This is a genomic window from Streptococcus oralis subsp. oralis, assembly GCF_002096435.1.
GTDB classification, from domain to species: Bacteria; Bacillota; Bacilli; order Lactobacillales; family Streptococcaceae; genus Streptococcus; species Streptococcus oralis_AA.
In genome coordinates, this window is sequence record NZ_NCUI01000023.1 from 54,310 (window position 1) to 76,892 (window position 22,583).

The 22,583-nt window shown below is 42.4% G+C and carries 30 protein-coding genes; 19 read left to right on the top strand and 11 right to left on the bottom strand.

Going from position 1 to position 22,583, the window contains the following annotated elements; all coding sequences use genetic code 11:
- The first annotated feature begins 109 nt into the window (after nt 1–109).
- The 7 genes from B7723_RS02650 (at nt 110) to pepF (ending at nt 5,771) form a co-directional block, all read left to right on the top strand.
- A complete protein-coding gene (locus tag B7723_RS02650; RefSeq protein ID WP_049530017.1) occupies nt 110–580 on the top strand; it encodes a DUF3013 family protein in 471 nt (156 codons plus the stop codon).
- Between the two features lie 55 nt (nt 581–635).
- A complete protein-coding gene (locus tag B7723_RS02655; RefSeq protein WP_084849235.1) occupies nt 636–1,178 on the top strand; it encodes a hypothetical protein in 543 nt (180 codons plus the stop codon).
- A gap of 49 nt (nt 1,179–1,227) precedes the next feature.
- Entirely contained in the window at nt 1,228–1,665 is a 438-nt protein-coding gene (locus B7723_RS02660; RefSeq protein ID WP_061586743.1) for an NUDIX hydrolase, read from the top strand.
- Nucleotides 1,658–2,131, top strand: coding sequence for a GNAT family N-acetyltransferase (locus B7723_RS02665; protein ID WP_061586742.1), 474 nt, complete (start codon nt 1,658–1,660; stop codon nt 2,129–2,131). Before B7723_RS02660 ends, B7723_RS02665 begins: the two co-directional genes overlap by 8 nt.
- Before the next feature lie 137 nt (nt 2,132–2,268).
- Entirely contained in the window at nt 2,269–3,219 is a 951-nt protein-coding gene (prmA, locus tag B7723_RS02670; RefSeq protein ID WP_071851284.1) for a 50S ribosomal protein L11 methyltransferase, read from the top strand.
- Nucleotide 3,220: 1 nt separating this feature from the next.
- Nucleotides 3,221–3,964: a 16S rRNA (uracil(1498)-N(3))-methyltransferase gene (locus B7723_RS02675; RefSeq protein WP_084849234.1), complete on the top strand. Its 744-nt coding sequence runs from the start codon at nt 3,221–3,223 to the stop codon at nt 3,962–3,964.
- A 10-nt stretch (nt 3,965–3,974) separates the two neighbouring features.
- Entirely contained in the window at nt 3,975–5,771 is a 1,797-nt protein-coding gene (gene pepF, locus B7723_RS02680; protein WP_084849233.1) for an oligoendopeptidase F, read from the top strand.
- Nucleotides 5,772–5,852: 81 nt separating this feature from the next.
- Here pepF and B7723_RS02685 read toward each other — a convergent pair whose 3' ends face one another.
- Nucleotides 5,853–6,833, bottom strand: a complete 981-nt coding sequence (locus B7723_RS02685; RefSeq protein WP_084849232.1) for a hypothetical protein — start codon at nt 6,831–6,833, stop codon at nt 5,853–5,855.
- 296 nt (nt 6,834–7,129) lie between these two features.
- On the opposite strand from B7723_RS02685, the gene B7723_RS02690 reads away from it, so the two are divergent.
- Nucleotides 7,130–7,798 carry an MIP/aquaporin family protein gene (locus B7723_RS02690; protein ID WP_084849231.1) on the top strand — a complete coding sequence of 223 codons (669 nt, stop codon included), beginning with the start codon at nt 7,130–7,132 and terminating at the stop codon, nt 7,796–7,798.
- A gap of 162 nt (nt 7,799–7,960) precedes the next feature.
- On the opposite strand, the gene queF is transcribed toward B7723_RS02690, so the two are convergent.
- The 7 genes from queF to B7723_RS02730 form a co-directional block, all read right to left on the bottom strand.
- A complete protein-coding gene (gene queF / locus B7723_RS02700) occupies nt 7,961–8,452 on the bottom strand; it encodes a preQ(1) synthase (RefSeq protein WP_000082576.1) in 492 nt (163 codons plus the stop codon).
- Nucleotides 8,453–8,468: 16 nt separating this feature from the next.
- Nucleotides 8,469–9,185, bottom strand: a complete 717-nt coding sequence (gene queE, locus B7723_RS02705) for a 7-carboxy-7-deazaguanine synthase QueE (protein ID WP_084849230.1) — start codon at nt 9,183–9,185, stop codon at nt 8,469–8,471.
- Entirely contained in the window at nt 9,178–9,621 is a 444-nt protein-coding gene (gene queD, locus B7723_RS02710; protein WP_000464575.1) for a 6-carboxytetrahydropterin synthase QueD, read from the bottom strand. The genes queE and queD overlap by 8 nt, the downstream gene beginning before the upstream one ends.
- Nucleotides 9,621–10,274: a 7-cyano-7-deazaguanine synthase QueC gene (gene queC, locus B7723_RS02715; RefSeq protein ID WP_084849229.1), complete on the bottom strand. Its 654-nt coding sequence runs from the start codon at nt 10,272–10,274 to the stop codon at nt 9,621–9,623. Before queC ends, queD begins: the two co-directional genes overlap by 1 nt.
- A gap of 202 nt (nt 10,275–10,476) precedes the next feature.
- A complete protein-coding gene (trxA, locus tag B7723_RS02720; RefSeq protein WP_001029581.1) occupies nt 10,477–10,791 on the bottom strand; it encodes a thioredoxin in 315 nt (104 codons plus the stop codon).
- Nucleotides 10,792–10,806: 15 nt separating this feature from the next.
- Nucleotides 10,807–11,028: a DUF4649 family protein gene (locus B7723_RS02725; RefSeq protein ID WP_000570263.1), complete on the bottom strand. Its 222-nt coding sequence runs from the start codon at nt 11,026–11,028 to the stop codon at nt 10,807–10,809.
- A 100-nt stretch (nt 11,029–11,128) separates the two neighbouring features.
- A complete protein-coding gene (locus tag B7723_RS02730; RefSeq protein ID WP_044020363.1) occupies nt 11,129–11,509 on the bottom strand; it encodes a MarR family winged helix-turn-helix transcriptional regulator in 381 nt (126 codons plus the stop codon).
- Nucleotides 11,510–11,705: 196 nt separating this feature from the next.
- Here B7723_RS02730 and B7723_RS02735 point away from each other — a divergent pair, with 196 nt between their 5' ends.
- Both B7723_RS02735 and B7723_RS02740 read left to right on the top strand, forming a co-directional pair.
- Entirely contained in the window at nt 11,706–12,080 is a 375-nt protein-coding gene (locus tag B7723_RS02735; RefSeq protein ID WP_084849286.1) for a CidA/LrgA family protein, read from the top strand.
- A complete protein-coding gene (locus tag B7723_RS02740; protein ID WP_084849228.1) occupies nt 12,077–12,772 on the top strand; it encodes an LrgB family protein in 696 nt (231 codons plus the stop codon). The genes B7723_RS02735 and B7723_RS02740 overlap by 4 nt, the downstream gene beginning before the upstream one ends.
- A 31-nt stretch (nt 12,773–12,803) precedes the next feature.
- Here the strand turns inward: B7723_RS02740 and B7723_RS02745 are convergent, their stop codons facing one another.
- Genes B7723_RS02745 through B7723_RS02755 form a run of 3 tightly spaced genes read right to left on the bottom strand, consistent with a single transcriptional unit; the run spans nt 12,804 to nt 14,613 of the window.
- A complete protein-coding gene (locus tag B7723_RS02745) occupies nt 12,804–13,532 on the bottom strand; it encodes a hypothetical protein (protein WP_084849227.1) in 729 nt (242 codons plus the stop codon).
- Nucleotides 13,533–13,547: 15 nt separating this feature from the next.
- On the bottom strand, nt 13,548–14,243 hold the full coding sequence (locus tag B7723_RS02750; RefSeq protein ID WP_084849226.1) for an ABC transporter ATP-binding protein: 696 nt from the start codon (nt 14,241–14,243) through the stop codon (nt 13,548–13,550).
- Between the two features lie 4 nt (nt 14,244–14,247).
- Complete coding sequence (locus B7723_RS02755; RefSeq protein WP_000119117.1) at nt 14,248–14,613, bottom strand: GntR family transcriptional regulator; 366 nt, start codon at nt 14,611–14,613, stop codon at nt 14,248–14,250.
- Between the two features lie 140 nt (nt 14,614–14,753).
- Here B7723_RS02755 and nrdR point away from each other — a divergent pair, with 140 nt between their 5' ends.
- The 9 genes from nrdR to B7723_RS02800 all read left to right on the top strand — a co-directional run bounded on the left by nrdR (nt 14,754) and on the right by B7723_RS02800 (nt 22,535).
- Nucleotides 14,754–15,227, top strand: a complete 474-nt coding sequence (gene nrdR / locus B7723_RS02760; RefSeq protein ID WP_001203678.1) for a transcriptional regulator NrdR — start codon at nt 14,754–14,756, stop codon at nt 15,225–15,227.
- Nucleotides 15,228–16,391, top strand: a complete 1,164-nt coding sequence (locus B7723_RS02765) for a DnaD domain protein (RefSeq protein WP_084849225.1) — start codon at nt 15,228–15,230, stop codon at nt 16,389–16,391.
- Nucleotides 16,392–17,288 (top strand): primosomal protein DnaI, encoded by an 897-nt coding sequence (dnaI, locus tag B7723_RS02770; RefSeq protein WP_000446487.1) that lies wholly within the window; start codon nt 16,392–16,394, stop codon nt 17,286–17,288. It abuts the gene before it with no gap.
- Nucleotides 17,285–17,998, top strand: coding sequence for an NADPH-dependent oxidoreductase (locus tag B7723_RS02775; RefSeq protein ID WP_084849224.1), 714 nt, complete (start codon nt 17,285–17,287; stop codon nt 17,996–17,998). The genes dnaI and B7723_RS02775 overlap by 4 nt, the downstream gene beginning before the upstream one ends.
- Before the next feature lie 13 nt (nt 17,999–18,011).
- Nucleotides 18,012–19,322, top strand: coding sequence for a ribosome biogenesis GTPase Der (gene der, locus B7723_RS02780; protein ID WP_084849223.1), 1,311 nt, complete (start codon nt 18,012–18,014; stop codon nt 19,320–19,322).
- 228 nt (nt 19,323–19,550) lie between these two features.
- Nucleotides 19,551–20,396, top strand: a complete 846-nt coding sequence (locus B7723_RS02785; RefSeq protein ID WP_084849222.1) for a TPM domain-containing protein — start codon at nt 19,551–19,553, stop codon at nt 20,394–20,396.
- Between the two features lie 160 nt (nt 20,397–20,556).
- The gene (locus B7723_RS02790) at nt 20,557–21,153 is read left to right on the top strand and encodes a LemA family protein (protein WP_084849221.1); all 597 of its coding nucleotides are present in this window, start codon (nt 20,557–20,559) and stop codon (nt 21,151–21,153) included.
- 131 nt (nt 21,154–21,284) lie between these two features.
- Nucleotides 21,285–21,575, top strand: coding sequence for a hypothetical protein (locus B7723_RS10750; protein WP_084849220.1), 291 nt, complete (start codon nt 21,285–21,287; stop codon nt 21,573–21,575).
- Nucleotides 21,576–21,719: 144 nt separating this feature from the next.
- Nucleotides 21,720–22,535: a DNA alkylation repair protein gene (locus B7723_RS02800; RefSeq protein WP_084849219.1), complete on the top strand. Its 816-nt coding sequence runs from the start codon at nt 21,720–21,722 to the stop codon at nt 22,533–22,535.
- The last annotated feature ends 48 nt before the right edge of the window (nt 22,536–22,583 follow it).

The window sequence follows — 22,583 nt, forward strand, 5'->3', positions numbered from 1 at the left end:
CCTTTCTAACATGGATTTTCTGATGTAGATGTGGTAAGATGGTAGTATCTATTTTAGCATAATTCCGAGTAATCGGGGCGATTAAAGAGTCGCATAGAAAGAGGACAAAATGGCAACATACGGATTTTTAGATGTTTTACAGGAAGAGTTGGACAAGAACTTTCCCTTTGACTATGAGATTAGTTGGGACAAGCGCAACCATGCGGTAGAAGTGAGTTTTCTACTAGAGGCACAAAATGCTGCCGGTGTGGAGATGGTGGATGAAGACGGAGAGGTTTCGTCAGACGATATCCTCTTTGAGGAAGCGGTACTCTTTTACAATCCTGCCAAGTCAACAGTCAATGAAGAAGATTATTTGACTGTCATCCCTTACCTGCCTAAAAAAGGATTTTCTCGTGAATTTTTAGCTTATTTTGCACTTTTCCTCAAAGATACTGCCGAGGTTGGGCTGGATGCCCTCATGGACTTTTTGGAAGACCCAGAAGCAGAAGAGTTCGTCATGGAATGGAATCAAGAAGTCTTTGAAGAAGGAAAAGTCGGCTTGGAAGAGGGAGAATTTTACCCTTATCCGAGATATTAAAAAAGATTCTAAGTGGACATTTTTAAATAATGAGTTCAAGGAGAAAGGGGAGACTATGCTAGAAAGAGTCAAACAGTTTTTCAGGAGAAAGCCAGATAAATCTGAGCAGTCAGTTTGCATCCTTCCCCGTAATCGCTTTGCGGATCTAGATTTCGAGCAAGTATTGAAGTCTGGAACTCGTCGCCTTGTCGATGAGGAGGGGCGCTATGCAGAAGATGGTACAGTCACAGAACTTGAATTTCCTGAAGACTTTTCGGAATTTGAATTTCTAGTTGGTTTTAAGACGGAAGAGGAAGACCAGTTTCAGCAACTATTAGCTCGTTTAAATAGTATTGACAATGCTATTCAGTCCTATTTGGAAAGCGAGATGCAGCAGCCTATTCCCCAGTATGCCAAGGATCTAGGCTATACTCAGAAGAAGTGGGAGAAAACCTTTTACTTTCATCCTTGGATATTAAGTTTTGAGGAAAGTCCGCCTAATCTTCGCTATGTTGCAGATTATGTAAATGATGAGTTTACGGTTTATTTTGCTAAAAAACATGGTAGATGGCGGGCGTACTGGGATGCAGAGTGTCAAAATGTAATTGAAGAAAGCTAGCTAGGGGTTTTCTATAGAGTAGTAGTTATGATAAGAAAAGGTCATCATCATGGAATTATTGGATAAACACTTGGATTTTACGGGTTGTAAAATTGCCCTCTTTTGTGGAGATAAGCTACTGACCATCTTGCGTGATGACAAGGAAAATATCCCTTGGCCCAATATGTGGGAGTTGCCAGGTGGCGGACGAGAAGGTGATGAAAGTCCTTTTGAGTGCGCGGAGCGTGAAGCTTATGAAGAACTAGGAATTCATCTGACTGAAGATTGCCTGCTTTGGAGTAAGGTGTACCCAAGTATGCTTTTTGAGGGGAAGGAATCCGTCTTTCTAGTGGGAAAGTTGACTCAGGAACAGTTTGACAAGATTGTCTTTGGTGATGAAGGGCAGGGCTACAAACTGATGGGCATTGACGAGTTTCTTGGCTCAGATAGGGTTGTACCCCAGTTGCAGGATAGGGTGAGGGATTATTTGGAGAGAGACTATGATTAGACTTGAACGAGCAGGAGCAGAGGATTTAGAAACCGTAATTGCAATTCAAAGGGCTAGCTTTAAGGCAGTCTATGAGAAATACCAAGACGAATACGATCCTTATCTGGAGGACCGTGAACGAATTAAGTGGAAACTAGTCGAGCGTCCCAATAGCTATTACTACTTTGTAAAAAAAGATGAAGAAAACATCGGATTTTTACGAGTTCAGACCAATGACGAGTTAACGAAAGCTTGGTTGGGGACCGCAGCGATTTTGCCCCAGTATCAAGGAAAAGGTTATGGTTCTGAGGGATTGAGATTACTGGAAAAGGAATTTCCAACGATTAAACAGTGGGACTTGTGTACGGTATTACAGGATGCGGTCATGGTCGCCTTTTATGAGAAAAATGGCTACCGTCAAACCCATATCGAGCCTGAAAAAGAAGGTATGGATATGGTTTACATGAAAAAATTGATTGACAAATAGAAAGGATGGTTCGGTTACATTTCTAAACTGAACCCGCCCTAAACACTGTGCCAAAAAGATAAACTTCTCTTAGACACAAGAGTCTTCAGAGAGTTTCCTATTTTGGCCTTGTGTTTTACGGGCTTGGTATCTTAATGATGGAAACATGGCAAGAGTTAAAAGTTACAGTGAAGCGCGAGGGAGAGGAGCTGGTCTCCAATCTCTTGATTGAGTTGGGGGCGCAAGGTGTTGCGATTGAAGACAGTATGGACTATGTGGGGAATGTCGACCGTTTTGGTGAGATTTTCCCAGAGGTAGAGCAGCAAGAAGAAATCGTAGTGACAGCCTACTATCCGGATACGGTTGATGTGGCAGTGGTTGAGGCGGACTTGCAGGCTCGCCTAGCAGAATTGACCGATTTTATGGATCTAGGAGAGGTCAAGATGGGGACGACTGACTTGGCTGAGGAAGACTGGGCAGACAACTGGAAGAAATACTATGAGCCAGCTCGTATCACCCATGACTTGACCATCGTGCCGTCTTGGACAGACTATGAGGCGACTGCGGGAGAAAAGATTATCAAGCTGGACCCTGGCATGGCCTTTGGGACTGGGACGCATCCAACCACTAAGATGAGCCTTTTTGCCTTGGAGCAGGTTCTTCGTGGTGGCGAAACGGTGCTTGATGTGGGAACTGGTTCAGGTGTCCTCTCCATTGCCAGCTCGCTTCTGGGTGCCAAGGAAATTTTCGCCTATGACCTGGATGATGTGGCGGTTCGTGTCGCTCAGGAAAATATTGAGCTCAACCCTGGCATGGAGAATATACATGTAGCGGCTGGAGATTTGCTTAAGGGTGTTGAGATTGAGGCAGATGTGATTGTGGCTAATATCTTGGCGGATATTCTCATTCATCTGACAGACGATGCTTATCGTTTGGTCAAGGACGAAGGCTACCTGATCATGAGTGGGATTATCAAGGACAAGTGGGACATGGTACGCGAGTCAGCTGAGTCAGCTGGATTTTTCCTTGAAACCCACATGATTCAAGGGGAATGGAATGCCTGTGTCTTTAAGAAGACTAAGGATATTTCAGGTGTGATTGGAGGCTAACATGCAGCAGTATTTTGTCAAGGGTAGTGCAGTCTCTCCTGTCACCATTGAGGACAAGGAAACCAGCAAGCATATGTTTCAGGTTATGCGCCTGAAAGAAGAGGATGAAGTGACCTTGGTCTTTGATGATGGGATCAAGCGCTTGGCACGCGTGCTAGATGTGGAAAATCGTCAGTTTGAGTTGGTCCAAGAATTAGCTGAAAATGTCGAACTTCCCATCCAAGTGACTATCGCATCAGGCTTTCCCAAGGGAGACAAGCTGGAGTTTATCACTCAAAAAGTAACGGAACTGGGTGCCAGCCAAATTTGGGCCTTCCCTGCTGACTGGTCAGTTGCCAAGTGGGACGGCAAGAAATTGGGTAAAAAGGTTGAAAAACTAGAAAAAATCACCCTTGGAGCGGCAGAACAAAGCAAGCGTAATATCGTTCCAAGTATCCAGCTTTTCGAGAAGAAAGCAGATTTTCTAACTCAGTTTGACCAGTTTGACTCTATTATAGTGGCCTATGAAGAATCAGCAAAAGAAGGAGAAGCCGCTGCGCTTTTGCAAGCAGTTACTGGACTAGAAAAAGGAGCCAAATTGCTCTTTATATTTGGTCCAGAAGGCGGTCTCTCACCTGCAGAAATCGAAAGTTTTGAAGCTAAAGGAGCCTTCTTGGCAGGCCTAGGACCTCGCATCTTGCGAGCAGAAACAGCGCCGCTTTACGCCTTATCAGCCCTTAGTGTTTTAGTAGAATTAGAGAAATAAGAGGAAGAGAATGGAACAAAAACACCGATCAGAATTTTCCGAAAAGGAACTTTGGGACTTAACAGCCCTATACCAAGACCGTGAGGATTTCTTGCGTGCAATCGAGAAAACGCGCGAAGACATCAATCAATTTAGCCGTGATTACAAAGGTAATCTTCATACTTTTGAGGATTTTGAGAAGGCATTTGCAGAATTGGAACAAATTTATATTCAGATGAGTCATATCGGCAACTACGCTTTTATGCCTCAGACGACAGATTATAGCAATGAAGAATTTGCCAATATTGCCCAAGCTGGGATGGACTTTGAGACAGACGCCAGTGTAGCCTTGACCTTCTTTGACGACGCCTTGGTGGCAGCAGACGAGGAGGTCTTGGACCGTTTGGGTAAATTGCCTCACTTGACGGCAGCCATTCGTCAGGCTAAAATCAAAAAAGCCCACTATCTAGGGGCTGATGTGGAGAAAGCTTTGACCAATCTCGGTGAAATCTTCTACAGTCCACAGGACATATACACCAAAATGCGAGCTGGGGACTTTGAAATGGCTGACTTTGAAGCCCATGGCAAGACCTACAAAAATAGCTTTGTTACCTATGAAAATTTCTACCAAAACCACGAGGACGCTGAGGTTCGTGAGAAATCTTTCCGTTCTTTTTCAGAGGGACTCCGTAAGCACCAAAATACGGCTGCGGCAGCCTATTTAGCCCAAGTCAAGTCTGAGAAATTGTTGGCAGATATGAAGGGCTATGACTCAGTTTTTGACTATCTTCTGGCTGAGCAAGAAGTTGACCGTGCCATGTTTGACCGCCAGATTGACCTCATCATGCAAGAATTTGCGCCAGTTGCTCAGAGGTACCTCAAGCATGTTGCCAAGATCAATGGTCTTGAAAAGATGACCTTTGCAGACTGGAAATTGGACTTGGACAGCGCCCTTAATCCTGAAGTGACTATTGATGACGCCTATAATTTGGTCATGAAGTCAGTAGAACCTTTAGGACAAGAATATTGTCAGGAAGTTGCGCGCTATCAAGAAGAACGCTGGGTGGACTTTGCTGCTAATAGTGGCAAGGATTCTGGTGGTTATGCGACGGATCCATATCGCGTGCACCCTTATGTCCTCATGAGCTGGACTGGCCGTTTGAGTGATGTCTATACCTTGATTCATGAAATTGGGCATTCTGGTCAATTTATCTTTTCAGACAATCACCAAAGCTACTTCAATGCTCACATGTCGACCTACTACGTTGAAGCGCCATCAACCTTCAATGAATTGCTTCTCAGTGACTACTTGGAGCACCAGTCTGATGATCCACGTCAAAAACGCTTTGCCCTTGCCCACCGCTTGACAGACACCTACTTCCATAATTTCATCACCCACCTCTTGGAAGCAGCCTTCCAGCGTAAGGTTTATACATTGATTGAGGAAGGGGAAACCTTTGGAGCAAGCAAGCTCAACAGCATTATGAAGGAAGTTTTGACAGATTTCTGGGAAGATGCTATTGAAATTGACGACGATGCGGCACTCACTTGGATGCGCCAAGCTCACTACTACATGGGCTTGTATAGTTACACTTACTCTGCTGGTCTAGTCATCTCGACTGCAGGTTATCTTCATCTGAAACATTCAGAAACTGGAGCTGAAGATTGGCTCAATCTCCTCAAATCAGGTGGTAGCAAGACACCGCTTGGGTCAGCTATGATTATCGGTGCTGATATTTCAACAGACAAACCACTCCGTGATACCATCCAATTTTTGTCAGACACAGTTGACCAGATTATCGCCTACAGTGCTGAGTTGGGGGAGTAAAGGACGGATTTAAGACATTTTAATGACAAGATGAATACACAAAAATCACCTGTTTGAGGTGATTTTTTATGCATTGAAGACTTATTCAAATTTTCCTTTATTGGCCTCGTTTGAAGCCTTCATGCTAATTTGCAAAAGGTTGACAAGATTTTCATTATCAAGGCTAGCTTCACCATTATTATCCACTTTTATGGCGAGGTAATGAGAGTTTCGATCAAAATAATCCATGCCCTCTAGGTCTACGTAGTTGTCAGCTTTAAAATCAAGCGCCGCTAATTGATAAACAAATCGAATATTTAGAGCTTTAGCATAGTCTGTTTCAAGAACTTTTTGTTGTTCTTCTGCCAGTCCTTGAAAGAATTCGAGACTGTCTGTGTGATAGGATGCTTTGACTTCATATTGGTAAGTATCTACAGATGGGGACATAAATTTCAAATAAACCAAGTCGCCTTCTACCTTATAGTCCTCAAGAGTATAGGCACCTGCTTTTCCTAATGCATTGGTGTTGACCTTGAAAAACATTGGTGCATAAATTTTCAGAGGATACTTTTCTCCCTTATACTCAAAGATGGTATCATTTGAAAAATTCGGACGGATTTTAGTTAACTCAGGGACTAAATATTCGTTCCAAATCTTATCAAATAACTCTTCTTGATTGCTAGCACCCGCTGATTTCACAACCAGGTCAAAATTTTCTTGATTGACAAAGACGGCATCCACTAAATTGAGGGCTGTTTGAACCTTAGGATCCGAAATTTCCTTTTTCTTTTTTTCAAGATTCTCAGCCGCCTCTTTCGTGCGATCTAAAGTTTTATTAAATTGACTGCCACTGTTGGTTTCAACAAAGGTTCTCTCATAGTTGGTAGGTTCAACTTTGGCATTCCAGTCAAATGAAGCAGCAGGACCAGTTACATCTTCCTTATGGTAGGTTGCCGTCTCTGTATTTGTAGTACCTTCTGTATTGCTTGGAGCAGTGGTTGATGGTTTAGATGAACAGCCGACGAGGCCAAATGCTAAAATCGTTGCAGTGGTTAGAAAATAAACTCTAAACTTTTTTCTCATGGTAGTCTCCTTTGCCAAAAACGTTTATTGTATAGTATCAATTATACCATTCTTTTCATTTTTTTGTATGATTTATTAGAGAAAGGTTTGATTGAAGAATGTTTCCTTTTAAGCAAGTATTTGAAAGTTTCCGATATTCTTGAAGGATAACCGGCCAAGGATTTTTATCAATTTTTACTTGTAATAGTCTTTAATAGAAATTCAGTGGGTTTTCAAAGAACTTTCCAGTCAATTTTCTTGAAACCCTTTCCTTCTTTTGATAGACTAATACATAGTTTGAAAAAAGGAGACTTATCATGAAAAAATTTGTTGCTGAATTAATCGGTACATTTATGCTTGTGTTCATCGGAACAGGGGCTGTTGTTTTTGGAAATGGTCTTAATGGCCTTGGACACCTTGGAATTGCTTTTGCCTTTGGTTTGGCAATTGTGGTTGCAGCTTTCTCAATTGGTACTGTTTCAGGTGCTCACTTGAACCCAGCGGTTTCGATCGCTATGTTTGTAAACAAACGTTTGTCATCTTCAGAGCTTGTAAACTACATCCTTGGGCAAGTAGTTGGAGCTTTCCTTGCGTCAGCTGCGGTATTCTTCCTCTTGTCTAACTCAGGCATGTCAACTGCTAGTCTTGGTGAAAATGCCTTGGCAAACGGTGTCACTGTCTTTGGTGGATTCTTGTTTGAAGTCATCGCAACTTTCTTGTTTGTCCTAGTTATCATGACTGTCACTTCAGCAAGCAAGGGCAATGGTGCGATTGCTGGTTTGGTGATTGGTTTGTCCTTGATGGCAATGATCCTTGTAGGATTGAACATCACAGGCCTTTCAGTAAACCCAGCTCGCAGTTTGGCTCCAGCTGTCTTGGTTGGTGGCGCAGCTCTTGAACAAGTTTGGATTTTCATCCTTGCCCCAATCGTTGGTGGTGTTCTTGCAGCTCTTGTTGCAAAAAACTTCCTTGGAACAGAAGAATAATTGAAATTCAAAAAGCCTTGCTCCTCATCTTGAGGAACAGGGCTTTTTCGTATGATACTCTTCGAAAATCTCTTCAAACCACGTCAGCTTCGACTTGCCGTAATCAAGTATAGTCTGCGGCTAGCTTCCTAGTTTGCTCTTTGATTTTCATTGAGTATGAGTTTAGCGGTTGTCAATTTTCTCTGGATAAAGGTCGTGTTGGAAGAGGCGTTGTTCTGCTAAGCCTTCATATTTGGTTCCAGGTCTACCGTAGTTGTAGTAGGGGTCGATTGAAATGCCCCCGCGCGGAGTGAATTTTCCCCAGACTTCTAAATAGCGAGGGTCGAGCAAGTTGACCAAGTCTTTCCCGATAGTGTTGATACAGTTTTCGTGAAAATCTCCATGATTTCGATAGCTAAAGAGGTAGAGTTTGAGGGATTTTGATTCGACACAGAGCTTGTCAGGAATGTAGGAAATATAAATGGTCGCAAAGTCTGGCTGAGCCGTAATAGGACAAAGCGAGGTAAATTCAGGACAGTTGAATTTGATGAAATAGTCATTTTCAACATGACGATTGTCAAAAGATTCAAGGACATCGGGTTGATAGTCAAAGATGTAGTTGGTTTCTTTGTTGCCCAGTAGGCTTAGGTTTTTCATTTCTTCTTGTTGTGACATGATTTTTCTTTCTAATTTAAACACCACGTTGGTTATCGTAGAGGAGAGTATGCAGTTGAGGGAGGACGCGGACATTGCCCCAGCTATCATCAGCGGCGATGCGTTCCCAAAGTTCTTTGAGACGGTCCAGTTGGTCTTGGACAATATTACCCGTAGCCTTGGGCTCAGGATTTCCTGCTGATAAGAAGAGAACATCTGGTTGGTAGCGTTCTTGAATGTCTTTGGCAAAGGCCAAATCGGCATCATCAAAGACAGGGATTTTAAATGTGACTTTGTCTGGGTCCAGTTGGGAAACGATGAAATCCAAGGTCTCAAAGTTGACTTCCATCTTGGAGGAAGGAGGTTTGGGGCTGAGAGTGACCTGGTCAATGTCTTTTAACCAATTTTGCCAGCGAGAGCCTTGGGTCTCAACAGCTAGAGTGACTCCACGTTCTTTGAGCTTGGTGACGAGTTGAGCCATGTTGGCTGCTAGGATAGCAGGATTTCCGCCAGATAGGGTAACGTAGTCGTAGCTTCCTAGTTTGTCCAGCTCAGTAATGACTTCGTCAGCTGTCATGCGAGTTGGTTTTTCAGAACCATCCCAAGTAAAGGCAGAGTCACACCAGTCGCAATGGTAGTCGCAACCAGCAGTACGGACAAACATGGTTTTCTGCCCGATAGCACGGCCTTCACCTTGAAAGGTTGGGCCGAAAATTTCCAGAACAGGTAGTTTGAGGACACGTTCCTTAGTCATCTAACCACTCCCGTCTAAACTCCGCAAAGGCAGTCGGAGTCTCATAGAGGCGAACGTATTCCAAACGGAGACCGCGCTCGTCTGGCAACTCTTGACTCATGGTTTGGAAAATCCAGTAAACCATGTTTTCAGCAGTCGTGTTCATATAGGGTAGAGTTTCGTTGAGATAGCGATGATCCAAGTGAGGTTCTAAGTAGTTCTTGTAGATAGCTTTGATGTCTCCAAAGTCATAGGTCATACCACGTTCATCTAAAAATCCACTGACAGCGATTTGCAGATGGTAGGTGTGGCCGTGCAAGGATTTACATTTTCCCTCATAGTGAAAGAGGTGGTGGGCAGCGTCGAAGGTAAACTCTTTTGATACCAAGGTTCTGTGAGGATTGTAGACAAGAGACTCCCCAGTTTCTTGTTTGATTTCTTTGGGTGCAAAAAACATTAACCCTCTCCTTTCTGTGAGAGATAAACATCTAAACCATGTTGACGTAAGTGACAGGCTGGACAATCACCGCAGCCACTTCCGATAATCCCATTGTAGCAGGTCAAGGTCTTTTCACGAACGTAGTCAAAGGCACCAAGTTGGTCGGCTAACTCCCAAGTTTCAGCCTTGTCTAGCCACATGAGAGGTGTTTGGATAACAAAGTCGTAATCCATGGCAAGGTTGAGGGTGATATTAAGAGATTTGACAAAGACATCCCGACAATCGGGGTAGCCTGAGAAGTCTGTCTCGCAGACACCTGTCACGATGTCTTTAATGCCACGTTGCTTAGCAAGAACTGCCGCAAAGGACAGAAAGAGGTGGTTGCGACCGTCAACGAAAGTATTGGGAACCTCTCCCTCTTTTTGCTCAATCTCCATATCAGAGGTCAGGGCATTTTCAGTGATTTGACCTAGTAGAGACATATCGAGGATATGATGACGAATGCCTTGTTCCTTAGCGATTTCTTCAGCAACTTGAATTTCGAGATGATGGCGTTGGCCATAGGCAAAGGTGACAGCTTCGACTGTTTCATAGTGTTTTTTAGCCCAAAAGAGGCAGGTTGTGGAATCTTGACCGCCGCTAAAGACGACCAAGGCTGAATGACGTTTCATAGTACTCCTTCTAAAATGAGAAATGTTCCGAGCACGCAAAAAGCTCCCTTGAGGGGAGCTAAAAAATACCAAGTAGAGGTTTTTTTTAGCGATGGCATGTCCCAAACATCGTAATATTCTACCTACAGTTTAGCATATTTTTTGAAAAATGGCAAAGGGCAAGAAAAAAGAGACCAAATAAAGCACTTGGTCTCTCGTGTGATTAGCTCAATTCAGCAACGATGGCCTTGATTTGTTCTGCAGTATGTACTCCAGCAACTTGTTTTACCACTTGGCCGTCTTTTTTGAAGAGAAGGGTTGGGATAGACATGATTCCAAAAGCACGAGCTGTGTTTGGATTTTCATCAACGTCCATTTTAACGATTTTCAAAACATCTTCTGAAAGTTCTTCAGACAATTTATCCAAGATTGGACCTTGCATACGACATGGACCACACCAAGTTGCCCAGAAGTCTACCAAGACCAAACCGTCTTTTGTTTCTTGTTCAAATGTTGCATCTGTAATTGCTTTTGCCATTGTATTTCTCCTTTTTTAGTTATATTGGCTTAAATCTTGTTTCATGAGATAGAAGAAGACATCTCCATAAGTCCCATGGTAGTCCAAGTCATGACCATTGTAGGTTAATTTTTGGACAGTATAGTAATCCGCGACGCCGATGAGGCAGGCATGTTGAGAACGTTCAAAGTCTTGGTATGACTCGAAAGTCATGGTTCTTTCTTGCTTGCTGGCGTCTAGATAGGTAATTTCGATCATATAAAACTCCTTTGTTGTTTGATCTTGACTTTATTGTACTCCTTGAAAAGAGGAATGTCAAGAAAAAATGATTGCGCACGCAACTTTTTTAAAAATCTGCTTATGAAATGAAATCAAGACTCGTCTCCAGCCTTTCTTCGACAGCCTTTTGCAGGTAAGCTAGAGTTGTCTGTCCCTCGTCAGTCAGGCAGATAAAACTAGCCCGTCTATCCTGATCGCAACATCGGCGACTAAGCAAGCCACAGTTTTTCTCTTCCAGGCGAGCCACCATTCGAGAAACAGCGCTCGGGCTGAGATGGAGTTTATCGGGTAAATCAATCTGGCGTAGAGATTTTTCCTGGGCCAAATCCAGATAGTAGAGCAGGTAAAACTCCTTCAAGGTCAACCTTTGTTCACTCTGCTGGGCAATAGTTTCTTCCAACAAGGCTTCCATTTCCTTTTGACGGCGGTTGTAGTCAAACCACTTTTCCAAATAGGTCATTGCTTTCTCCTTTCTTTTCAAAGTAAAAATCACAAAGTCATTACTGATTATCTTTGTAACACAAGATGATTGCGCATGCAATGATTATACTACTTTTAACTAATCCTTGCAAGAAAGAAGAATTTCGATATTTCCTTGAAATTTTCTGAAAAAAGAGTAAACTGGTATGCAAGAAGTCTATTTCGTGGAGTTTAGGATGAAATTATATGTTCAATTAATGATTCTCTTTGTGATTTCTCTTATCGGAGAGGGAATTTCTAGTTTCTTTCATCTGCCCATCCCAGGCAGTATTATCGGCTTGATTATTCTCTTTTTAGCCCTACAGTTCAAGTGGCTAAGGACCAGGCATGTCAATATGGTCGGAAATTTCTTGCTGGCCAATATGACCATTCTCTTTTTGCCGCCAGCAGTGGGTATCATGGAAAAGTTTGATGTGATTGCTCCTTATCTTTTGCCTATCTTCTTGATTGTCTTTTTTGCGGCTGTTATCAACATTATCCTTATTGCCCTAGTGGTTCAGTTTATCAAGAGACGTTTTGAGGGAGATTATGAGAAAGGAGATGCCAAATGAGTGAATTTGTATCGAATCCTCTGTTTGGGATTGCATTATCTATCCTAGCTTATCTAGTGGGGATGTTGATTTACAGACGTTTTCCCCATCCATTGACAACACCCTTGCTGTTGTCGGCTATTTTTATCATTATTTTCCTTAAGGCGACGGGTATTTCTTATCAAGATTATTACCAAGGTGGGGTTTATCTGAACAACTTGATAGTCCCATCGACCGTGGCTCTAGGGATTCCGCTTTATAAGAGTTTTCACCTGATGAAGCATCATGCTCGGAGTATTCTCTTTGGTAGTCTGTTAGCAGTAGTTGTCAATACTAGCTTCACTGCCATAGTAGCGAAAATATTTGGCATGGACTTTTTCCTAGCCATTTCTCTCTTTCCTAAATCAGTGACAACCGCAATGGCAGTGGGGATTACAGAAAAATTGCAAGGTTTGACGACTGTGACCTTGGTCGTCGTAGTAGCAACTGGGATTTTGACCAGTGTGATTGGACCAACCCTTTTGAAGTGGTTGAAGATTGATGATCCAGTGACTGTTGGGCTCTCCCTTGGAGGGACAGGCCATGCTGTCGGAACGGGAACAGCCTTTCGATACGGTTCTGTAGCAGGAGCCATGGGTGGCTTGGCTATCGGTGTCACTGGTATTCTCTATGTTTTTGTTAGTCCCATTGTAGCCAGTTTGATATTGAGTTAAAGAAAAACCCAGCTTTCTAGCTGGGCATTTTTTATTGCAAATTAACCTTGTTTTTCAAGATATAGTAGGTACCGAGATAGTAGATAGCCGATAAAAAGAGATCGCGCAAGATTTCTGTACCAGCCATCACGTTAAAGTCATTGTCAACTCTTAAGAAGAAAGTGATATAACCAATAACGATGGAAATGACGATATAGGCTAAAATTCCCATTGCTGTTCGATACTCGTTAAAGAGTTGCCCAATAGAGATGGAGAGGTAAATGGATAAAATCCATGCGATAGAACTGACAAACAGTGATAGGGCATACAGCCAGCCGTAGCTGAGGTAAGGGGAAATGAAGTTATAGAGAGCAGTGAAGTCTTTTTCTATTGGTGTTAAGAAGAAGATAATCAATATACTCAAGATAAAAACAATATAACTTAAGATAGACCAGACAAGACCACCTAAAAGTTTTGCGATGATGATTTGGTGCTCAGAGACAGGCAAGGTCAGGGTTAAATACCCTTGGCGGTCATAAACACTACCCTTGAATCTTCGGATGATTAAAAAGATTGTTGCAATCCAAAGAGTGACGCTGAGTCCTCCAAAAACTAGTACTAAAAAGAAGATGAAATAAGCAGCATTGTTAGGATTGTAACTCTGGCTAAGACTGCTAATAAAAGCTCCAATCAAAACTGAAATTACAAGTACAGCACCGTAGAGTGCCAGATACCATTTATTGACATTTTTAAATTCATAACGAACTAGATTCCAAAACATAATAATCTCCTTTGCTTAGGCTTTAAATTCCTGGCGGAAGAGCTGGTCAATTGATTCACCTGACTCGTAACGAATATCATCAACATTTCCTTGGCGGACGACTTTCCCGTCTTTGAGGAAGATGATCTCATCCAAGATTGGCTCAATATCTGAAATCAAGTGGGTTGAAATCAGCACCGTAGAAGTTGGTGAGTAGTTATTGATGATGGTATTGAGGATATAATCACGGGCCGCCGGATCCACGCCTCCGATTGGTTCGTCCAGAACGTAGAGGCGGGCTTCACGGCTCATAACCAAGATGAGTTGGACCTTTTCCTTGTTTCCTTTTGATAGTTTCTTGAGGCGACTGTTTTCATCAATACCGAGATCGGCTAAAAGGTGTTGGGCTCTTTCGAGATTGAAATCCTGATAGAAGGTTTTAAAATAGGTTAGAGCATCCTTAACCTTCATCTCTTCATTGAGGTAGGTTGTGTCTGGCAGATAGGAAACGATCGCTTTGGTAGCAGGACTTGGATCCTGTCCGTTAATGAGGACACGTCCTTTATTTGGTTGAAGGAGGCCATTGATTAGTTTGATTAGGGTTGTTTTCCCGGATCCGTTTGGTCCAAGGAGCCCGACAATCTTTCCGGCTGAGATCTCTAGTGAGATATTGTCAAGTGCCACGGTTGCTCCATATGATTTTGTTACATTTTCAAGTGCTAGTAGTGTCATAGTCTTAAACTCCTTTAATATAGTCGCTTAATACATTTGGCAGTTCTTCTTTTTTGTAGCCAAATTGAAGCATGCAAGAGACGAATTGTTGCAGTTGCTCCTCGGAAAGTTGTTTGCGGGACTGAAGGATGAGGTCCAAATCCTCGGTGACAAATCGACCAGTTGTCCGCTTGCTGTATACAAATCCTTCACGTTCGAGGTCAGACAAGGCGCGCTGAATGGTATTAGGATTGACCCCAGCCTCGCTCGCCAAATCTCTCACGGTAGGGAGCTGTTGATTGGGTTCCAGTTCATGGGAAACAATCTGTAATTTGATTTTTTCCATAATCTGTAAATAAATCGGTTTTGTATTATCAAATGACCAGGACATCATAGTCTCCTTTCTTTGCCTTTGTTGTTCTAATCAAATAATACAATAAAACAAAAAACTTGTCAAGTAAAAATAAGAATTGTTTTGGGAATTGCTCAAAAAATGGTATAATGAAAAGAAAACGACAAGGAGGGAAATGCATGCGTTGTCCAAAATGTGGGGCTACCAAGTCTAGTGTTGTTGATAGTCGACAAGCCGAAGAAGGAAATACCATCCGTCGAAGACGTGAGTGCGACGAGTGTCAGCATCGTTTTACAACCTATGAACGAGTAGAAGAAAGAACGCTGGTTGTCGTCAAAAAAGACGGTACACGAGAGCAGTTTTCGAGAGATAAAATCTTTAATGGGATTATCCGCTCAGCCCAGAAACGCCCTGTTTCGAGTGATGAAATCAACATGGTGGTCAATCGTATTGAGCAAAAACTCCGTAGTCGCAGTGAAAATGAGATCCAAAGCGAATATATTGGGTCTTTAGTCATGGAAGAATTGGCGGAGCTGGATGAGATTACCTATGTTCGTTTTGCCAGTGTTTACCGTAGCTTTAAGGATGTGAGTGAGTTGGAGAGTCTGCTCCAGCAGATCACCCAGTCCTCAAAAAAGAAAAAGGAAAAATAGATGAAGCCAAATGACCGTTTTTCTTTTATAAAGAATAATCGGGTGTCGCAAGATACCTCTTCTCTGGTGCAGTGCTACCTCCCGATTATCGGTCAGGAGGCACTGAGCCTCTATCTATATACCATTACCTTTTGGGATGGTGGGCAAAAGGAGCATCTCTTTTCCCACATCCTCAATCACTTAAACTTCGGCATGCCGACCTTGCTCCAATCCTTTAAAGTCTTATCTGCTTTGGATTTGTTGACCCTTTATCAGAAGGGGGAAACTTATGAATTGCAGCTTCATTCTCCCCTCTCCAGTCAAGAATTTCTAAGCCATTCTGTCTATAGCAGATTATTAGAGAAAAAGATTGGGGATACAGCTGTTTCTGCTATGAAGCAGGCTCCAAGTGAGGGAGAAGCACTCTCTGTTTCTTTGAGCCAAGTCTTTCCAACCCTGACCGAAGAAGTGACCCCAAGCGAGTCTAAAAGCAAGTTAAAAAATGATTTTGACTTGGGACATTTCCAGCGCCTGATAGCTCGAGATGGCTTGCGTTTTGAAGATGAGCAGGCGGATGTTTTGGAATTATTCGCCATCACAGATGAAAAAAAATGGACCTGGTTTGAAACCTATCAATTAGCCAAGGCGACAGCGGTGGCTCAGGTTATTTCAGTCAAACGCATGCGTGAAAAGATAGCACAAAAACCAGCTACTTCTGACTTTAGCCCCAAAGAAATGACCATTATCAGGGAAGCCAAAAATAAAACTCCCCTACAATTTTTAGCGGAAATCAAGCAAACGCGTAAGGGGAACATCACCCAGAGTGAGCGAGAACTCCTTCACCAGATGGCGTCTTTAGGCTTGTTGGACGAAGTCATCAATATCATCTTGCTTCTAACCTTTAACAAGGTTGATTCGGCTAATGTCAATGAAAAATATGCCATGAAGGTCGCAAATGATTATGCTTACCAAAAAATTCGAACAGCAGAAGAAGCTGTGCTTCGGATTCGAGAGCGTCAGCAAAAAGGCCAAGAAGACCAAAAATCGAAAACTAGCTCGACTAAGACAAATGTTCCCAAGTGGAGCAATCCCGAATACAAGAATCAAACCAGTGAGGAAACTCGTCTGGAACTAGAACGTAAAAAACAAGAAATGTTAGCCCGATTAGAAGAAGGAGGAGACTAGATGGAAAGTGTTGGTGATGTAATCAAACGTCAGACAAGTCGTTTTCAGTATCAGGACTTGGTCCAGCAGATCATGAAGGACCCCGATGTAGCGGCTTTTATCCAGAAAGAATCCCTCAGCCCAGAGGAGTTGAATCGTAGCATCTCCAAGTTCAACCAATATATCACAGAACGGGACAAGTTTCTTCGTGGGGATGCGGACTATATAGCGCGTGGCTACAAGCCTATCTTGGTTATGAATCACGGTTATGCGGATGTGTCTTATGAAGAAACACCAGAACTAATCGCAGCAGAAAAAGAGGCTGCAATTAAGAATCGTCTCAAATTGATCAATCTACCAGCCAGTCTCAAGAAAGCGAAGTTGGCTCAGATTGACCTGGATGATCTAGGACGGTTGCCGATTTTTGAGAGACTCTATTCCTTTGTTGACCTTTACCCAAGCATCCGAAAAGGCCTCTATCTTTATGGAGATTTTGGTGTTGGAAAGAGTTTCATGATGGCAGCCTTAGCTCACGACCTATCTGAAAAGCGAGGGGCCTCAACGACCATTCTCCACTATCCAAGTTTTGTCATTGATGTGAAAAATGCCATTGGTGAAGGATCTGTGAAAACATTGGTGGATGACATCAAGTTAGCTGAAGTTCTGGTCTTGGATGATATTGGTGCAGAGCAGTCGACTCCTTGGGTACGTGATGAGATTCTCCAAGTCATTCTCCAGTACCGCATGCAGGAAGATTTGCCGACCTTCTTTACTTCCAACTTTAATTTCCAAGATTTGGAAAAACATTTTGCCAAAGGAAAGAATGGAAATGACGAGACTTGGGAAGCTAGACGGGTCATGGAACGAATCCGTTATTTGGCTGAGGAGACAAGACTAGAAGGAGAAAATCGCCGATGACAGAAACCATTAAACTGATGAAAGCTCATACTTCAGTTCGTCGCTTTAAGGAGCAAGAGATTTCTCAAGAACACTTAAATGAAATCTTGACAGCTGCTCAAATGGCGTCATCTTGGAAAAATTTCCAATCCTACTCTGTGATTCTTGTGCGCAGTCAAGAGAAGAAAGATGCTCTTTATGAACTGGTTCCACAGGAAGCCATTCGCCAGTCAGCAGCCTTTTTGCTTTTTGTCGGTGACTTGAACCGAGCTGAAAAGGGAGCAAGCCTTCATACGGACACTTTCCAACCTCAAGGGGTAGAAGGTCTCCTTATCACGTCTGTGGACGCGGCGCTTGCGGGTCAAAACACCTTGCTTGCTGCTGAGAGTCTGGGATATGGTGGTGTTATCATCGGTTTGGTTCGCTACAAGTCAGAAGAAGTGGCAGCGCTTTTTAACCTGCCTGACTATACCTACCCTGTTTTTGGGATTGCCCTTGGCGTGCCAGATCAACAACATGAGGTCAAACCAAGACTGCCTTTGAAACAAGTGGTTTTTGAAGAAGAATACCAAGAACAGCCAGTTGCAGCGATTTTGGACTATGATAAAGTTCAGGCAGACTATGCTGGTGCGCGTGCGACTACCTCTTGGAGTCAGCGTTTAGCAGAGCAGTTTGGTCAAGCCGAACCTAGTTCAACTCGGAAGAATCTAGAACAGAAAAAGTTATTGTAGAAAGTGAGAAAACATGGCCTTACCAACTATTGCCATTGTGGGACGTCCCAATGTTGGGAAATCAACCCTATTTAATCGGATCGCTGGTGAGCGGATCTCAATCGTAGAAGATATCGAGGGTGTGACACGTGACCGTATCTATGCAACGGGTGAGTGGCTCAATCGTTCCTTTAGTATGATTGATACGGGAGGGATTGACGATGTCGATGCTCCCTTCATGGAGCAAATCAAGCACCAGGCAGAAATCGCTATGGAAGAAGCCGATGTCATCGTCTTTGTGGTGTCTGGGAAAGAAGGAATTACGGATGCGGATGAATACGTTGCCCGTAAACTCTATAAAACCCATAAGCCTGTTATCCTTGCCGTTAACAAGGTTGACAACCCAGAAATGCGAAATGATATTTTTGATTTCTATGCGCTAGGATTGGGCGAACCGCTGCCAATTTCGTCTGTCCACGGTATCGGTACGGGTGATGTGCTGGATGCTATTGTGGAAAATCTACCACACGAAGTTGAAGAAGAAAATCCAGACGTGATTAAATTTAGCTTGATTGGCCGTCCTAACGTTGGAAAATCAAGTTTGATTAACGCTATTTTGGGAGAAGACCGCGTGATTGCTAGTCCAGTAGCTGGAACAACGCGTGACGCCATTGATACCCATTTTACAGATACGGATGGACAAGAGTTTACCATGATTGATACAGCTGGTATGCGTAAGTCAGGTAAAGTCTACGAAAATACGGAGAAATACTCTGTCATGCGTGCCATGCGTGCCATTGACCGTTCTGACGTGGTCTTGATGGTCCTCAATGCCGAAGAAGGTATCCGTGAATACGACAAGCGTATCGCAGGTTTTGCCCATGAAGCCGGTAAAGGGATGATCATCGTGGTCAATAAGTGGGATACTCTTGAGAAAGACAACCACACCATGAAAAAATGGGAAGAGGATATCCGTGAGCAGTTCCAATATCTGCCTTATGCACCGATTGTCTTTGTATCCGCTTTGACCAAGCAACGTCTCCATAAACTGCCTGAGATGATCAAGCAAATCAGCGAAAGCCAAAACACCCGTATTCCATCAGCTGTCTTGAACGATGTGATTATGGATGCCATTGCTATCAATCCAACACCGACAGACAAAGGAAAACGCCTCAAGATTTTCTACGCAACCCAAGTGGCAACCAAGCCACCAACCTTTGTCATCTTTGTCAATGAAGAAGAACTCATGCACTTCTCTTACCTGCGTTTCTTGGAAAATCAAATCCGAAAGGCCTTTGTCTTTGAGGGAACACCGATTCACTTGATCGCGAGAAAACGAAAGTAAACCATGCTTGTTTTTCTACAAAAATAAACTAAAAGAAGACTTCATAGTCTTCTTTTTTCTATACTAAAAGGGGAGAAAAGAACCTGCCAAGTTGGAGGAGAATCTGTCATCAAATTTCAATCATTTTCCTAGCTTTTGTAATCTATTTGTAATGAAAATGCACTTTCTTTGTAAAAATCAAAATGCTATAATTCCTTAAATCAATTTTCCTTTATCAGGGAGGTTATTATGAAAAGAAGCAGATTATTTAAACATAGTTTGTTGGTTCGCTTGCTTGGGTTGCTGATGGTCTTTCTCTTCTTGTCAGCATTCACAGCACCTGAAAAACCTGAGTACGGGATCTATGACCCGGATCACTATCTAACGGATGAGACTATAAGTCAAATTCGAGAATTGAATAATGTCAATAGTAAAAAATCAGAAAAATTCCAGATGGGTGTTTACGTTGTGAAAAGCCTAAATGGAGAAACAATCGAGACTGTAGCCAATGAAACAGCTAGAGCTTGGAAGATTGGCTACTCGGGAGACAATAACGGCGCCTTGATTGTGGTCGCTGTTGAGGATAGAAAATCACGGATTGAAACCAGTAATAATGTGGCAAGTAAGATCACAGACTATCAGACCAATAGATTTTTGAAAACAGCACGACCTTACTTTCAAAAGGGAGACTACAGCAATGGAGTTCTTTCTATAGCAAACAATCTCAACTACATGTTTTATAGTGGATCGAGTACGACTGCTTCAAGTTCTAAAAGTAGTTACGACTATACCACCAACTCTAGTCGCTTAAGGGAACTTGAAAGGTATGCTGGTGAGAGTAGTTCTTCGAGACGGCATCGAAAAAGCAGTTCGAGCGACGGAGTTATCGTATTTGGAGTTCTCATTTACTTCATCGTGATGATTATCGGATTTCTATTTGGTGGTCGTGGTTCACGTGGAGATGATTCTGGCGGTGGCTGGTGGGGCGGTGACTCATCAGATTCAGGATCCTCTTGGTCTGACTCGGGCTCCGATTCATCTGGAGGTTGGGACGGCGGTGGCTTTGATGGCGGTGGTTCGTCTGATGACTGGTGAGTGATCATATATTGCTCAAACCGATTTCTCCATACAGTAAGGTGACTCCTTTGCAAGAGTTCACTCCTTAATTAAAAATAAAAACAAAGTTCGGGAAATTGATTTAAAATCTGAGTATTTTCTCAGAAAAGTTGATAAAAGAAAGTGTTAAGGTTTTGATATGAAACGAAATAAAGTAATTCTCTCAATAGTAGCGATTTTCTTTGGACTACTAGTTCTGGGAAGTTGTTCCGCAGTGACGACCTATAATGGTTTGGTTGGTGAACAGACTAAAGTGGAGCAGGCTCAGGCCGATGTCTCGACAGCCCTCCAACGTCGTTCGGACTTGATTGGTAACTTGGTGGAGTCCGTTAAAGGACAAATGAATCATGAAACCGAAGTCTTTACCAAGATTGCTGATGCTAGAGCTAAAATCGGTAGTAGCTCAGTAACTTCGGAAGAAAACCAAAAGGCTCAGGGAGAGTTGAGCTCAGCTCTTTCCCGCTTGATTTCCTTAACGGAGAATTATCCAGAACTCAAGAGCAATCAAAATGTTGAGCAACTAATGGTCGAACTTTCAGGCAGTGAAAATCGTATTTTTGTAGCACGCAAGGACTATAATAAGGTTGCAGCTGAGTACAATCAAAAGTTTAGAAGTTTTCCAACCGTGCTTTTTGCGAATATGATGAACTTCAAAGAAGCTGAAACCTTTAAAGAAACAGAAGAAGCCAAGACAGTTCCTAAGGTCGATTTTGGAACATCTTCATCAAGTCAATAAAGTGAATCAGCCTATGAATAAAGGAATTTCTCTAGTATGACTAGTGATTTCAAACCGAACCTGGAAAGCTTTTTCCAGGTTTTTTTGCTATAATAAAAGGGAAGAGACAGTGACTGAAATGGAGGTTTGCTATGGAGAGGACAAAAGCCTTTCTTGAAGCGCACTACAAGAGATATATCCTTACGATTTGCCTTCTCTGGTTCCTCATGTTTTTTCTTCCTTGGGATTGGCAAATAGGAGGAGTTTCAGTATATTATTTCGTTATGAGAAAACTCTTTGTGGTTTTTGGTGTTTTATCAATCCTATACTCCGTGCTGATTAAAAAATTCAGTCTTCTCATCTTTGGAATTATCTTTTGCTTGGCCTTCTGGATCAATCTCTTTTTGTACTTTGGCTTATTACCAGCATTTTTGGGAAATTAAACATTAAAAATTGGTGGACTAGACTAGCTTCTAGTCCTTTTTTCTTCCTTGTTAAAATAGTTGGAGATATGAAAATAATTTTGTTGACGGGCTGTCTGTATGATATAATAAGTCCCGTAAAATGAAGATTAAGGGATTTGAAAAATGGCTAAAAAAGTAAAAGATTATTATGACTTGGCTTATGCTAGGGATTTGAGTCGACGGTTGAAAGAAGCGTCCCCTGCATTTAATGAGCGAAAGTTTAGGCTGTTGTTAGAAAAAGACTTGGAAGAGTTGGAGTTTAGCCAGCGTCAAGAACTCTTGGCTAGAAGTATCAAAGAATGTCTTCCCTTATCTTATCAGGACTCTCTCAAGGTTTTTGAGAAAATTTTGGGTCCTGAGTTAGAGGGTGGTTTAGGTATGTTCTCAGAAGGATATTGGCTTTGGCCAATCGGAAAATATGTAGAGCTATATGGGAATAAGGAATTTGAATTGAGCGCGGCCTTTAGTAAGGAACTAACCAAGCGATTTACTGGAGAATTTTCCATGAGGCCCTTACTGGCTCGCTATCCTAAGGCTACAATGACTTTGCTGTTAGAATGGAGTCAGGATGAAAATTTGCGCGTTCGCAGACTTGCCAGCGAATGTATGCGTATCCGTCTGCCTTGGGCTAAGAGACAAACCGTGGTATTGGATTATTTTGAGGATTTCACCACTATTCTGACCAATCTAAAAGATGATAGAGATAAGTCTATTCAAAAAAGTGTAGCCAATAATCTAAATGATTTGTACAAGGAAGATCCTGATAAGTTTGAAAGGATTCTTCAAACTTGGCAGAAGGAGGAGCTAAGTCCAAGTTGTGCTTGGATCATCAAGCATGCATCTCGAACAAAAAACAAAAAAAGAGCCACAGAAGATGGATGCAAAAAAAGCAGAATTTTGGCTAGGCTTTTCCGTTGTAAATTAAGGATTCTTTCTTGAAAAATAATGGTAAATATGCTAAAATTAAAAGAACATTCTAAAATATTC